At 50.3% G+C, this 13,976-nt stretch carries 10 protein-coding genes, 9 tRNA genes and 3 rRNA genes; 1 reads left to right on the top strand and 21 read right to left on the bottom strand.

Going from position 1 to position 13,976, the window contains the following annotated elements:
• Window position 1: 1 nt before the first annotated feature.
• The 20 genes from AC3IRK_RS00950 to AC3IRK_RS00855 all read right to left on the bottom strand — a co-directional run bounded on the left by AC3IRK_RS00950 (window position 2) and on the right by AC3IRK_RS00855 (window position 13,100).
• Complete coding sequence (locus AC3IRK_RS00950) at window positions 2-1,288, bottom strand: CdaR family protein (RefSeq protein WP_489170256.1); 1,287 nt, start codon at window positions 1,286-1,288, stop codon at window positions 2-4.
• Window positions 1,288-2,148: a diadenylate cyclase CdaA gene (cdaA, locus tag AC3IRK_RS00945; RefSeq protein ID WP_119923844.1), complete on the bottom strand. Its 861-nt coding sequence runs from the start codon at window positions 2,146-2,148 to the stop codon at window positions 1,288-1,290. The genes AC3IRK_RS00950 and cdaA overlap by 1 nt, the downstream gene beginning before the upstream one ends.
• Window positions 2,149-2,228: 80 nt before the next feature.
• Complete coding sequence (locus tag AC3IRK_RS00940; RefSeq protein ID WP_114597232.1) at window positions 2,229-2,843, bottom strand: anti-sigma factor; 615 nt, start codon at window positions 2,841-2,843, stop codon at window positions 2,229-2,231.
• Between the two features lie 21 nt (window positions 2,844-2,864).
• A complete protein-coding gene (gene sigW, locus AC3IRK_RS00935; protein WP_026829608.1) occupies window positions 2,865-3,428 on the bottom strand; it encodes an RNA polymerase sigma factor SigW in 564 nt (187 codons plus the stop codon).
• Between the two features lie 125 nt (window positions 3,429-3,553).
• A complete protein-coding gene (gene rocF, locus AC3IRK_RS00930) occupies window positions 3,554-4,462 on the bottom strand; it encodes an arginase (protein WP_489170254.1) in 909 nt (302 codons plus the stop codon).
• A 221-nt stretch (window positions 4,463-4,683) separates the two neighbouring features.
• Window positions 4,684-4,759, bottom strand: a tRNA-Ala gene (locus tag AC3IRK_RS00925).
• 12 nt (window positions 4,760-4,771) lie between these two features.
• Window positions 4,772-4,843, bottom strand: a tRNA-Gly gene (locus tag AC3IRK_RS00920).
• 6 nt (window positions 4,844-4,849) lie between these two features.
• Window positions 4,850-4,922, bottom strand: a tRNA-Lys gene (locus tag AC3IRK_RS00915).
• A 4-nt stretch (window positions 4,923-4,926) separates the two neighbouring features.
• Window positions 4,927-5,010, bottom strand: a tRNA-Tyr gene (locus tag AC3IRK_RS00910).
• A gap of 34 nt (window positions 5,011-5,044) precedes the next feature.
• Window positions 5,045-5,117, bottom strand: a tRNA-Thr gene (locus tag AC3IRK_RS00905).
• Between the two features lie 13 nt (window positions 5,118-5,130).
• A tRNA-Glu gene (locus AC3IRK_RS00900) sits at window positions 5,131-5,205 on the bottom strand.
• Window positions 5,206-5,207: 2 nt separating this feature from the next.
• Window positions 5,208-5,282: transfer RNA gene (locus AC3IRK_RS00895), tRNA-Asn, on the bottom strand.
• A 16-nt stretch (window positions 5,283-5,298) separates the two neighbouring features.
• Window positions 5,299-5,414: ribosomal RNA gene (gene rrf, locus AC3IRK_RS00890) — 5S ribosomal RNA — on the bottom strand.
• A gap of 47 nt (window positions 5,415-5,461) precedes the next feature.
• Window positions 5,462-8,377, bottom strand: a 23S ribosomal RNA gene (locus tag AC3IRK_RS00885).
• 116 nt (window positions 8,378-8,493) lie between these two features.
• Window positions 8,494-8,566: transfer RNA gene (locus AC3IRK_RS00880), tRNA-Ala, on the bottom strand.
• A gap of 19 nt (window positions 8,567-8,585) precedes the next feature.
• Window positions 8,586-8,662: transfer RNA gene (locus tag AC3IRK_RS00875), tRNA-Ile, on the bottom strand.
• Window positions 8,663-8,744: 82 nt separating this feature from the next.
• Window positions 8,745-10,306: ribosomal RNA gene (locus AC3IRK_RS00870) — 16S ribosomal RNA — on the bottom strand.
• Together the 16S, 23S and 5S rRNA genes with 9 tRNA genes alongside form the textbook arrangement of a ribosomal RNA operon.
• A 340-nt stretch (window positions 10,307-10,646) precedes the next feature.
• Entirely contained in the window at window positions 10,647-11,252 is a 606-nt protein-coding gene (locus AC3IRK_RS00865) for a KinB-signaling pathway activation protein (RefSeq protein ID WP_489170253.1), read from the bottom strand.
• Window positions 11,253-11,255: 3 nt separating this feature from the next.
• Window positions 11,256-12,287, bottom strand: a complete 1,032-nt coding sequence (locus AC3IRK_RS00860; protein WP_131504442.1) for a P-loop NTPase — start codon at window positions 12,285-12,287, stop codon at window positions 11,256-11,258.
• Between the two features lie 180 nt (window positions 12,288-12,467).
• A complete protein-coding gene (locus tag AC3IRK_RS00855) occupies window positions 12,468-13,100 on the bottom strand; it encodes a M15 family metallopeptidase (RefSeq protein ID WP_131504441.1) in 633 nt (210 codons plus the stop codon).
• Window positions 13,101-13,198: 98 nt separating this feature from the next.
• Here AC3IRK_RS00855 and AC3IRK_RS00850 point away from each other — a divergent pair, with 98 nt between their 5' ends.
• The gene (locus AC3IRK_RS00850) at window positions 13,199-13,489 is read left to right on the top strand and encodes a hypothetical protein (protein WP_131973664.1); all 291 of its coding nucleotides are present in this window, start codon (window positions 13,199-13,201) and stop codon (window positions 13,487-13,489) included.
• An 89-nt stretch (window positions 13,490-13,578) separates the two neighbouring features.
• On the opposite strand, the gene rpsI is transcribed toward AC3IRK_RS00850, so the two are convergent.
• On the bottom strand, window positions 13,579-13,971 hold the full coding sequence (rpsI, locus tag AC3IRK_RS00845) for a 30S ribosomal protein S9 (protein WP_012369042.1): 393 nt from the start codon (window positions 13,969-13,971) through the stop codon (window positions 13,579-13,581).
• Between the last annotated feature and the right edge of the window lie 5 nt (window positions 13,972-13,976).

The following is a 13,976-nucleotide window of genomic DNA, read 5'->3' as shown; positions in this document are numbered from 1 at the left end:
TTTAATTGGCTTGAACCGATGTCCGGGGAATCGCTTTGAGCGTGATATCCATATGATCCGGACGAAGAACGTCGAACGCTTTTGACGTCTGATATGAAATCGGTAAGCCGTGTGTACCTTCTTTTAAGCCGGTCACATCAATGACCGCTTTAATATCTGTTGCATCAATCGATTCAAGATCCGCTTCACTTCCACGGACGACGAGATCAATCGTCTGTTCGTAATCAATCGTATACTTCGACTCATCGAATCCGTTTAATGTCACCATCACACCGGAAATTGTTTTTTCTGCCCGATCCTCGACAGTTTCTGTCGTCGCTTTGGCATTTTCCTTCTCGACGACGATGCTGACTGTAATCGAAGTTGGTTCCATTGCTGTCACGTTGTCAGGCTCAATCAGTTTGATCGTCCGATCGACCGTCTTCGTTAATCCTTTTAAGGAAACGGGTTCCGTCGAAACGGAACCGATCCGCGACAACTCTTCTTTTGTTCCATACAATCGGGCTTCTGTCGTAACGGGAACAATCTTGACGACTTTGTAGCCTTTCTTGACAGTATTTTTGGTTTCGACGTTAATCGGAACGGTTTTACTTTCTTTATAGACTGGAACTGTGACTTCCAGTTGTTCCGGATCATAAGTAGCACTGATGGCATTTCCGTTCGCATCCGTTGCCTTGACGTTAAAGGACTCCGTAAACGTCTCAGCCCGGCCCGTCACATCGATCGGAACTTGGATTGCTGTGATCGCCTGAAGTTTTTCTGCCCCGCCGGTCACAGAGACCGTTTGACGGGTCGGCTGTGCTTCACCGACAACATATCCTTCTGCGATTTTATTTTTGTTCAGCAACGCCACTTGAACAGGAACTTCTTTCGTGACTTTTTTATCAAGGAACACTTCAATCGTTTCCTGTTTTGGTGTCACTTCGACATCTTTACCAAACCCGTCGGCAGATAGTCGTACGCGGTGATACCCTGGATCCAGCCCCGTCAAGTCAATCGACAGACCAAAGTCTTTAACGAGCCGAAGCATCGTCAAACTGCTCGATGGTCCTTTAACCGTCGTCTCGATGGTTTTTGGAATATTATAGGCGACCCACTGCGTTTCATCATAATTGACTGATACCGGTACGTCAAACTTTGCTGAGCCTTGACCGGCAATCGGCAACAGGCTCGCCGCATCACTTTTGACGGTCGAATTGGTTCCTGCCACCATCAGGTAGAGCATGACGGCAAGCAAAACCGCAACGATGCGGAGAAACCAGCGTTCATTGAACCATTTTTCGAACATTATTTTTTCGCCCCCATCCAATTCAAGAAGGAAGTATTCGTCGGTTCGGCTTTGACAATCGTCTCCAGTAACTTCGTCCGGAGTGATGCTTCATCAAGCTCCCGGTACAAACGACCATTGATGGCAAGGGAAACACCACCTGTTTCTTCCGATACAACCAGTGTGACGCTGTCCGTCACTTCGCTGACACCGATTGCTGCCCGGTGACGCGTCCCGAGATCCTTTGAGATATGTGCACTCTCAGAAAGCGGCAGGTAACAAGCAGCAGCTGCCAGTTTCCCTTGTTGGACGATGACCGCTCCATCATGCAGTGGTGTATTCGGAATAAAAAGATTGATCAATAACTGGCTCGTAATTTGTGATCCGAGCGGAATGCCCGTCTCAACATATTCACTGAGACCCGTTTCCCGCTCAATCGTAACGAGTGCTCCAATCCGGCGTTTGGACATGTATTGAGCAGATGTCACGAGCGCATCGACGATCCGGACTTGTTCATCTTCGTCACTGATGGCGCTCCGCGAAAAGAATTTACTCGTTCGACCGAGATGTTCCAGCCCCCGGCGTAATTCTGGCTGGAAAATGATGATAATCCCGAGCAGACCGTACGTGATGATTTGGTTCAGCAGAAATTGTAACGTCTTCAGTCCGAAGAATCCGCTTAAGAACCAGCTGATCAAAATGACCGAAATCCCTTTGATCAATTGAACTGCTTTTGTGCCTTTGACAATGATCATCAGACGGTAAATGACGAATGTCACGACCGCGATATCAATCACATCATTAATATAATCGTACCAATGTACGTTTTCTCCCAGTTTCAACAATTGAAATTGAAGTGGTTGCCAGTTGAAGTAATTCACCAACCGTGCCCCCTATCTCATCTGATTTAAACAGCTTTCATTATAGCACAAAGGGACGAGTTAGACTCGTCCCACTTGACTCATTCAAAGATTCGTTTAATTCCGTACCAGACACGTTCAAAGAGTTGATCAATTTGTTTGATTTCGCCTGTGACGTTCCCGGCACTCGCGGTATATGCTTTTCCGTCGACGGTCATCACGTCTCCGTTGACCTTGCCTTCAATCCGGACATTTCCGCCTTCGACATAAAGATCCTGGTTGACGGTAACGCCTTCCGGTACAACGACTTCGCCGTTCTCTGCCACGATTCCCGGTACATTCGTATACGATAAGTCATGTTCTTCCTGTGTCAGGTAGCCGCCAAGACTGCCGACAGACAGTAACATGAAAATCGAAGCTGCAGCAAGCAACGGGTACTGCTTCATTTTCCCGCCAAAACGGGATGTTTTCCTAAGCGGAGTCACATTCGGTTGGTCCACCTGTTCGGGCAATTGTGCCAGCACGCGGGATGTAAAATCCGCCGAAAGCTTGGGTGCTGAAAGCGCGCGTAACTCTGCATCGAGGAGCCGATACTCTTCGAACTCGTCCATCGCATTCGCTTCCCGTAACTCCGCTTCAAGTCGTTTGAAGTCTTCTGGAGGTTGGTTTTGGTCTAAATAATCCTGTATCCGTTCATACACTTTTTCTCGTGTCATGGTGAGTGCCTCCTTCTCATCTCATCGTTTGCCGAAATGCTTTTTCAGCGCTTCGCGTCCCCGATGAATTCTGGTTTTAACTGTAGCGACGGGTAAATCGATCATCTCACTGATTTCTTTGAGTGAAAGATCTTCAATGTATTTCAAAACAAGTGGAACCCGGTATTTTTCCGGCAAGCCGGCGATCGCCTCTCCCACATCTTGTCGTTGTTCCGAATCAATGACTTGATCCTCCGGCAACTGATCCTTGCTTTCGAGCTGGGAATACAACGTTAGTCCTTCAGTCCCTGACATCTCAGCGTCAAGGGAATAATCCGGACGTTTCTTACGGAGCCGGTCAATCGAAACATTCGTCACGATCCGATATAACCAAGTCCGGAACTTCCACTGGGCATTATACGATTCAATTTTTGTAAAGACGCGGATGAAGGCTTCTTGTGTAGCATCTTCTGCTTCCATTCGATCCCGTAAGACACGGAAGGCGACTAAAAAAGCCCCTTCTTTATATAGATCAACAAGTGCCGCGAATGCATCACGGTCTCCCTGCTTCACTCGCTCAATCAAGCGTAGTGTTGTTTCTTCCACTTTAAATACCCCCCGCTCTATGCGGTCAATCTCTTATACGGAGTCGACCAACAAATGTTTCATCTCAATTTGAATTGTAACAAAAAAAACTTGAACCCTGACGAAAAGAGTTCAAGTTCTATCCATTATTTTACTAAACGATGGGTCCGCATATACTGGAGCAAGTTTCCAATCAACTCATTTGCAAGAATCGCTGTCCCGTTTCCTTCTTCGAGCAATGGATTCACTTCTACGAATTCTGCCGCGATGAACTCGTCCTGCTCTGCACAATGACGTAGGACCGTCTGCGCATCGTCGAGCATAATTCCGTCTGCGACCCGTGTCCCGGTTCCTTCGACAAGGCTTGGATCGAGCCCGTCCATGTCGAAACTGAGATAAAACGCATCCGTGGTTTCTTTTAAATAGGCAACTGCTTCTTCCATGATGGCATCCATCCCGCGTGTCCGAATCGCTTCCATATCATAGACACGAATACCAAGACGGTCAATCAGTTCCTGTTCTCCTGCATCCACATCGCGTAAACCGATAAAGACGAGGTGTTCCGGTTGCAGTTTGACCTCACTGCCGCCGATCTCCGTTAACCGCTGATGTCCTTCCCCTAACGCGACAGCAAGCGGCATTCCATGAATGTTACCAGATGGAGAAGTCTCAGGTGTATTCAAGTCCCCGTGTGCATCAAACCAGATGACACCGAGACGCGGTACGACTTGCCGCAGACCGGCGATCGTTCCGATTGCCATGCTGTGATCCCCTCCGACGAGTAACGGAAAACGTTGCTCTGTCAGCGCCTCATGTACAAGTAAGTGCAAATCGTTTGTCGTATGGACAACGCCTTCCAGACGTTTCAGCTGCGGATCTTCTTCCCGGACAGCATCTTCAGACAAAACAGCCGCTTCCCCATAGCGAACTGCTTCTTGTCCGTGTACTGCCAATGTTTCGAGTAGTCCTGCTTGTTCAACAGCAGCTGGTCCTTGCTCTGTCCCCGGTTTTCCTTGACCATAACGATACGGTACGCTGATATATGCAATGTTCATCGACGTGTTCCCCTTTACTTAGTAAGTTGCCTTAATTGTAAGCGGTAACAATACGGTGGTTCAACTCAACACGATGACGCATGATTATACAAGATCAGACGACAAAAAAGCACTGTGAGAGTTTCTCACAGTGCTTTCGCGTACGTACATGAATTGCAGGCATTTCAAGTATAAAAAAACTTAAGACGAACGAAACTCGCTTAAGATCTTTAAGCAAAATTTGGTGGAGCCTAGCGGGATCGAACCGCTGACCTCCTGCGTGCAAGGCAGGCGCTCTCCCAGCTGAGCTAAGGCCCCAAAAACATAAAAAGCGGAAGACGGGATTCGAACCCGCGACCCCGACCTTGGCAAGGTCGTATTCTACCACTGAACTACTTCCGCAAAATATGAGCCATGCAGGATTCGAACCTGCGACCCTCTGATTAAAAGTCAGATGCTCTACCAACTGAGCTAATGGCTCGACATGGTGGGGGGGGGCGGATTCGAACCGCCGAACCCGAGGGAGCGGATTTACAGTCCGCCGCGTTTAGCCACTTCGCTACCCCCCCAGTTTGTCTAGGAACTATACAATTAAAAAAACAGTGCCGGCAACAGGAGTCGAACCCGCGACCTACTGATTACAAGTCAGTTGCTCTACCAGCTGAGCTACACCGGCAAAAAATTAAAAATGGTGACCCGTACGGGAATCGAACCCGTGATACCGCCGTGAAAGGGCGGTGTCTTAACCGCTTGACCAACGGGCCATTGGCTCCGCAAGTAGGATTTGAACCTACGACCTACCGGTTAACAGCCGGTTGCTCTACCACTGAGCTATTGCGGAATAAATAAAAAGAATTGCCTGGCAACGTCCTATCCTCACAGGGGGAAGCCCCCAACTACTTTCGGCGTTCAAGTGCTTAACTTCCGTGTTCGGCATGGGAACGGGTGTGACCACTTGGCTATCGTCACCAGACGACGGGCTCGCGCCCTCAAAACTGAAGTCATCAACAATGCATCTGCTAGAACAAGGCCTCGACCGATTAGTATCACTCAGCTCCGCATGTCGCCATGCTTCCACCCGTGACCTATCTACCTCATCGTCTCTGAGGGGTCTTTCTTGATTACTCAAAGGGAAATCTCATCTTGGAGGGGGCTTCATGCTTAGATGCTTTCAGCATTTATCCCGTCCGCACGTAGCTACCCAGCGATGCTCCTGGCGGAACAACTGGTACACCAGCGGTGCGTCCATCCCGGTCCTCTCGTACTAAGGACAGCTCTCCTCAAATTTCCTGCGCCCACGACGGATAGGGACCGAACTGTCTCACGACGTTCTGAACCCAGCTCGCGTACCGCTTTAATGGGCGAACAGCCCAACCCTTGGGACCTACTCCAGCCCCAGGATGCGATGAGCCGACATCGAGGTGCCAAACCTCCCCGTCGATGTGGACTCTTGGGGGAGATCAGCCTGTTATCCCCAGGGTAGCTTTTATCCGTTGAGCGATGGCCCTTCCATGCGGAACCACCGGATCACTAAGCCCGACTTTCGTCCCTGCTCGACTTGTAGGTCTCGCAGTCAAGCTCCCTTCTGCCTTTGCGCTCTACGAATGATTTCCAACCATTCTGAGGGAACCTTTGGGCGCCTCCGTTACTGTTTAGGAGGCGACCGCCCCAGTCAAACTACCCGCCTGACACGGTCCTCCAGCCGGATGACGGCTGCGAGTTAGAGACTCTATGCATGAAGGGCGGTATCCCAAGGGTGACTCCTCCGAAGCTGGCGCTCCGGTCTCGACGTCTCCCGCCTATCCTGTACATCATGCACAAAGCCTCAATATCAGGCTGTAGTAAAGCTCCATGGGGTCTTTCCGTCCTGTCGCGGGTAACCTGCATCTTCACAGGTACTATGATTTCACCGGGTCTCTCGTTGAGACAGTGCCCAAATCGTTACGCCTTTCGTGCGGGTCGGAACTTACCCGACAAGGAATTTCGCTACCTTAGGACCGTTATAGTTACGGCCGCCGTTTACTGGGGCTTCGGTTCAAAGCTTCGCTTGCGCTAACCCATCCCCTTAACCTTCCAGCACCGGGCAGGCGTCAGCCCCTATACGTCATCTTGCGATTTAGCAGAGACCTGTGTTTTTGCTAAACAGTCGTTTGGGCCTATTCACTGCGGCTCTACTCAATGTAGAGCGTCCCTTCTCCCGAAGTTACGGGACCATTTTGCCGAGTTCCTTAACGAGAGTTATCCCGCGCGTCTTAGAATTCTCATCCCGCCTACCTGTGTCGGTTTACGGTACTGGCACCTTCCACCTCACTAGAGGCTTTTCTTGGCAGTGTGAAATCGTGACCTTCGTCCCTACGGGACTCCGCATCGTTCCTCGACTTTGGTGCCTGACGGATTTGCCAATCAGACGGTCTCGAAACTTACACATGCACTTCCATCCGCATGCGTCACTATCCTCCTGCGTCCCCCCATTGTTCAAACGGTGGATCGGTGGTACAGGAATATCAACCTGTTATCCATCGCCTACGCCTTTCGGCCTCGGCTTAGGTCCAGACTAACCCTGAGCGGACGAGCCTTCCTCAGGAAACCTTGGGCTTTCGACGGAGGGGATTCTCACCCCTCTTTTCGCTACTCACACCGGCATTCTCACTTCCAAACGCTCCACTGCTCCTTACGGTACAGCTTCACAGCGGTTTGGAACGCTCCCCTACCATTCCTTACGGAATCCGCAGCTTCGGTGGTATGTTTAGCCCCGTTACATTTTCGGCGCGGCGCCACTCGACTAGTGAGCTATTACGCACTCTTTGAATGGTGGCTGCTTCTAAGCCAACATCCTAGCTGTCTAGGCAGCGCCACATCCTTTTCCACTTAACATACACTTTGGGACCTTAGCTGGCGGTCTGGGCTGTTTCCCTCTTGACTACGGATCTTATCACTCGCAGTCTGACTCCCGAGTATAAGTTGCCGGCATTCGGAGTTTAACTGAATTCGGTAACCCTGTGGGGGCCCCTAGTCCAATCAGTGCTCTACCTCCGGAACTCTCAACCTCGAGGCTAGCCCTAAAGCTATTTCGGGGAGAACCAGCTATCTCCAGGTTCGATTGGCATTTCACCGCTACCCACACCTCATCCCCGCACTTTTCAACGTGCGTGGGTTCGGACCTCCAGTCAGTGTTACCTGACCTTCATCCTGGACATGGGTAGATCACCTGGTTTCGGGTCTACGACAACGCACTATGGCGCCCTATTCAGACTCGCTTTCGCTACGGCTCCGCCTCATCAGCTTAACCTCGCGCGCTATCGTAACTCGCCGGTTCATTCTACAAAAGGCACGCCATCACCCATTAACGGGCTCTGACTACTTGTAGGCATACGGTTTCAGGATCTATTTCACTCCCCTTCCGGGGTGCTTTTCACCTTTCCCTCACGGTACTGGTTCACTATCGGTCACTAGGGAGTATTTAGCCTTGGGAGATGGTCCTCCCGGATTCCGACGGGGTTTCACGTGTCCCGCCGTACTCAGGATCCACTCTGGAGGGAAAACAGTTTCAGCTACAGGGCTGTCACCTTCTTCGGCCGACCTTTCCAGGTCGTTCGCCTACTGTCTTCCTTTTTGACTCCGTATAGAGTGTCCTACAACCCCGGAGAGCATGCTCTCCGGTTTGGGCTGTTCCCGTTTCGCTCGCCGCTACTCAGGGAATCGCATTTGCTTTCTCTTCCTCCGGGTACTTAGATGTTTCAGTTCCCCGGGTCTGCCTCACGCTACACTATGTATTCATGTAACATGTCCCATCCCATTACGGATGGTGGGTTCCCCCATTCGGAAATCCTCGGATCAAAGCATACTTACTGCTCCCCGAAGCATATCGCTGTTCGTCGCGTCCTTCATCGGCTCCTAGTGCCAAGGCATCCACCGTACGCCCTTCATACCTTGATCTAGCATTTTGGTATTCTAAGAACACACGTCTAATGACATGGTTATAAAAATTTGATGTCTTGTTGATGTCTTCAGTTTTCAAGGTGCGAGTGCCTTCTCCGTCAGGAAAAGACAAATGGAGCCTAGCGGGATCGAACCGCTGACCTCCTGCGTGCAAGGCAGGCGCTCTCCCAGCTGAGCTAAGGCCCCATGAGATTATAAAATTGAATGGTGGGCCTAAGTGGACTCGAACCACCGACCTCACGCTTATCAGGCGTGCGCTCTAACCAGCTGAGCTATAGGCCCATTCAAAATGGGTTGTTCAATTGAGAGATCGGACTCTCAAAACTGAACGATGGGCATGTCCCGTAAGGGACGTTTTCCTTAGAAAGGAGGTGATCCAGCCGCACCTTCCGATACGGCTACCTTGTTACGACTTCACCCCAATCATCTACCCCACCTTCGACGGCTGGCTCCTTGCGGTTACCTCACCGGCTTCGGGTGTTGCAAACTCTCGTGGTGTGACGGGCGGTGTGTACAAGACCCGGGAACGTATTCACCGCAGTATGCTGACCTGCGATTACTAGCGATTCCGACTTCATGCAGGCGAGTTGCAGCCTGCAATCCGAACTGGGAACGGCTTTCTGGGATTGGCTCCACCTCGCGGTCTCGCTGCCCTTTGTACCGTCCATTGTAGCACGTGTGTAGCCCAACTCATAAGGGGCATGATGATTTGACGTCATCCCCACCTTCCTCCGGTTTGTCACCGGCAGTCTCCCTAGAGTGCCCAACTGAATGCTGGCAACTAAGGATAGGGGTTGCGCTCGTTGCGGGACTTAACCCAACATCTCACGACACGAGCTGACGACAACCATGCACCACCTGTCACCCTTGTCCCCGAAGGGAAAACTTGATCTCTCAAGCGGTCAAGGGGATGTCAAGAGTTGGTAAGGTTCTTCGCGTTGCTTCGAATTAAACCACATGCTCCACCGCTTGTGCGGGTCCCCGTCAATTCCTTTGAGTTTCAGCCTTGCGGCCGTACTCCCCAGGCGGAGTGCTTAATGCGTTAGCTTCAGCACTGAGGGGCGGAAACCCCCCAACACCTAGCACTCATCGTTTACGGCGTGGACTACCAGGGTATCTAATCCTGTTTGCTCCCCACGCTTTCGCGCCTCAGCGTCAGTTACAGACCAAAGAGTCGCCTTCGCCACTGGTGTTCCTCCACATCTCTACGCATTTCACCGCTACACATGGAATTCCACTCTTCTCTTCTGTACTCAAGCCTTCCAGTTTCCAATGACCCTCCCCGGTTGAGCCGGGGGCTTTCACATCAGACTTAAAAGGCCGCCTGCGCGCGCTTTACGCCCAATAATTCCGGACAACGCTTGCCACCTACGTATTACCGCGGCTGCTGGCACGTAGTTAGCCGTGGCTTTCTCGCAAGGTACCGTCAAGGTACGAGCATTACCTCTCGTACTTGTTCTTCCCTTACAACAGAGTTTTACGATCCGAAAACCTTCATCACTCACGCGGCGTTGCTCCATCAGACTTTCGTCCATTGTGGAAGATTCCCTACTGCTGCCTCCCGTAGGAGTCTGGGCCGTGTCTCAGTCCCAGTGTGGCCGATCACCCTCTCAGGTCGGCTATGCATCGTCGCCTTGGTGGGCCATTACCCCACCAACTAGCTAATGCACCGCAAGGCCATCCCAAGGTGACGCCGGAGCGCCTTTCATCATCAGACCATGCGGTCTGAAGAACTATTCGGTATTAGCTCCGATTTCTCGGAGTTATCCCAATCCTTGGGGCAGGTTCCTTACGTGTTACTCACCCGTCCGCCGCTCATTCCCTTCACTTCCCTCCGAAGAGTTCCGTGAGCTTCCTGCGCTCGACTTGCATGTATTAGGCACGCCGCCAGCGTTCGTCCTGAGCCAGGATCAAACTCTCCATAAAGTGTTTGACTTGCTCGTTGTGTGACCGGAGTCACGTTGACGAAGCTTGCGCTTCATTCATTGTTTGTATCCGAAGATACGTTTTTTGCCTCATCGTTCAGTTTTCAAAGTCCGATATGTCGTTTGACGACTTTTAAATCTTACAGTAAAGTATTAACTGGTGTCAATAACTTTTTTCGTAAGTTTTTTTCGTTTTCGACGTGTCCGTGTGGCGTGTGCCTCAGCGACATGTATTAATATATCAACTCTTGTTTTTTTCGTCAACTGTTTTTCTAAAAAAATATTAAAAAAAGACGGACGCCGCTCTGACCGGATCAAACGGTAGAACGGCGCCCTTTCTTTTACGTTCTTTTGCCAGACGCAGCATTAGCTGAATTTGGTTTTTCTTGCAGTCGATGCAACATCAGAATTTGATAGGCGTTACAAACGAGTAATGTGGCAAGCGCTGCCCACAACATTCGCTTGTCTTGTGTCGCCTGGAGAGCTGGCACCCATTCAATCAACGTGATGACTGTCATCAAAAAGAGTGTCGGCACGAATGCCGTGAAGTTTGTCTCGCGTGCTTTCGTCCGAGCGACAAAAAATGCGATGAGCAATAAGACAACCATCTCTCCAATATAGAGGTTCGTTTTTTCAAATCCGAAAGCAAGTCCCCGAAGATAGATCCCGTCGAATAACGCAAAGGCGATTAAGACGATTTGGACCCGGTCCCATAGCTTAGCTCCCCGGAAAATATCAAGTCCGACCCGGTGGAGGATCAGATACGAAAAGAATCCCATCAAACTGATGGCTGTCCATGTACTGCTGTAGGCCAAGGCCGTGACATATCCGCTGATCGATTGGTTACGGACATATCCTGGTTCAGCGACCAGGTTAAACACGAAGCCGGCGAGCGTTCCGATCAGGAGCGTCATCCAAAACAGCTTCAAAAATCCTCTAGTCTTCATTCATTATCCCTCTACTTTTTCGATGACACGCGCTGCGAGTTCATTATAGTGTGTTTCAAATGGATGGTCGTCACGATAAATCGACGGTGCAAAGTCCGTGTCATTTGCATACGGCTGTCCAAGTGGAATCTTAGCTAGAATATCTGTTTTTAACGCTTCTGACAACTTCTCTCCGCCGCCTGAACCAAACACATACTCTTTTTCGCCGGTTACCTTGCTCTCGAAATAGGCCATATTCTCAATGATTCCGAGCAAACGATGATTTGTTTTGATTGCCATTGCCCCTGCACGTGCAGCAACGAATGCCGCAGTTGCATGCGGTGTCGTGACGATCAGTTCCTGACAGCTCGGTAACATCGAATGAATATCGAGTGCTACGTCGCCTGTGCCCGGCGGTAAATCAAGCAGTAAATAATCCAGTTCGCCCCACTCGACGTCAGAGAAGAAGTTGTTTAACATCTTTCCGAGCATCGGACCACGCCAGATGACAGGTGCATTGTCTTCGACGAAGAAGCCCATCGAGATGACTTTCACACCGAATCGTTCAGGTGGAACAATCCGGTCGTTGACGACAGTCGGACGGGTTTCGATCCCCATCATGTCAGGTACACTGAATCCGTAGATATCCGCGTCAATCAATCCGACTTTTTTTCCTGCCCGGGCGAGCGCAACTGCCAAGTTGACGGAAACCGTCGATTTTCCGACGCCGCCTTTACCGGAAGCAATCGCGATGAATGTCGTGCCCGACTCCGGTTTAAGAATCGATGGTGTCGTCGCAGCCTGGATCCCGTGGTCACCGAGCGCCTCGAAACGTAAGCCGACCGTCTTGAATCCTTTTTCTTTCAACTCTTTGACGATCTGTTGCTGTAAGGCAAGCTGTTCGCCGGATCCTGCCTGCGCCAGTGCGATTTTGAGACTGACATAGTCTCCTTTGATTCGGACATCACGAATCCCGTTCGTATCTGTAAGCGAGCGTTCAATCGTCGGATCGATCAATTGCCCGACCACCTCGCGAATTTCTTGTTCATTCAACATAGTGCCTTCCCCCTGAGAACGTTCGATTTAATCCATTTCAGTATAACAAAAATAAGATAGCGCTTGCACATTTCGACTCGGAAAGCATGACATTTCCTTGAAGACTCGTAAGGAAGCTACCCGAAAGATGAAAAAAGAGATCCTCCTCTTCACAACTGCAAAAAGGGAACCTCTACACGGTTAAAACATCCGATTCCATGTTGCGGGTCCGACGACACCATCCACCGCTAATCCTTGACGTGCTTGATAGGCACGTACTTTATCGACGGTCTCCGCATCAAAACGTTTCGTGACAGTTGCCTTGACTGCCCGCTGAATCCGTTCGATGTCCCGACTGTTCATATTGACCGCTCCTTTATAGAGCGGTTGTCCCGGATAAGGTACTAAGACATCCGTTGTCGTTTTGTTCAGCTCAAAGTGCGGGTAGTCTTTAAATCCACTCCAGTCTCCGCCCCAGGAGAAACCTTGCCGCTTCATCGCCTGGACGATTTGCTGAAAGTTGGCATCGGTATTAAAGATGGCTTCCGTCCCGTCCATGGAGTATTGAAACAGATCAACGGCAATCCCCCGGTTATGATTCGATTGTCCCCCACGGGCGTTCGTCACAATCGCGCCCGGAGTTGTCCGTCCTTGTGCATACAACTTCTCCTGCTCGGCGTAGGACCGGAATCCTTGCGCCACCCCGACATAAATGCCTTTGACATGAAGTTCACGGATGACTTGTCGTGTCTTTCGGGCAACTTCCGGTGAAAGTCCCGGAACATTCAGTTTCTGGTTGGCCCGTTCTATTAACCAACTGACTGATACAGTCATCGTTCACCACACTCCTTTGTAGACTGTTCCCGAAAACGGATTGCAGTATACTTGACGAAGGCTTGTTTCACTCATTATTCGGAAAAAGGAGTTTTTTGATGAAAAAAAATTTCGTCTTCGCGGGCGGCTTGACCGTTCTCTTACATATCGGTTATGCGATCTACTTTTATACAGTGCATGAAGCGAACGCGACTTATCAGCCCACCCTTCCTAAAAATAGCACCGTGCTAAGTCAGGATACGTCCTTCGTCGGGAAAGTCGGTTCACAAACAGAGTCCGATCCCAGCTCTTTTTTTCAGGACCTGTTCTTGTGGAGCATCCCGCTGACCTTCATTAGTTTGATGGTACTTCTATTCTTCATTCAAAACATACAACGTCGTACATCTTGAACAATAGACCGCTTTTTGACCATTTCCGGTCGAGAAGCGGTTTTTTAACAAAAAAAATCTCCCACCCGTAAGGATGAGAGATAAAACGATTAACGTTTTGAGAACTGAGGTGCACGACGTGCTGCTTTAAGACCGTATTTTTTACGTTCTTTCATACGAGCATCGCGTGTGAGGAAACCTTTAGCTTTAAGTGTGCCACGGAAGTCTGGATCCGCTTGAAGAAGAGCACGTGAGATACCGTGACGGATTGCGCCTGCTTGACCAGTGAAGCCGCCGCCTTTAACCGTTACCATGATATCGTATTTGCCTTCTGTTTCTGTGAGTACAAGTGGTTCTTTTGCAGTCATGATTAATGTTTCATAACCGAAGTATTCGCTGATATCGCGCCCGTTAACTGTGACTTTACCGTCTCCAGCAACGAGGAAAACGCGAGCTGCCGCGTGTTTACGGCGACCAGTGCCGTAGTAACGTACATCTGCCATCGTGT

It is taken from the genome of Exiguobacterium sp. GL_137 (assembly GCF_057834585.1).
Note: the sequence above shows the minus strand (reverse complement) of the source record. Positions and strands in the feature narration are given on the sequence as shown.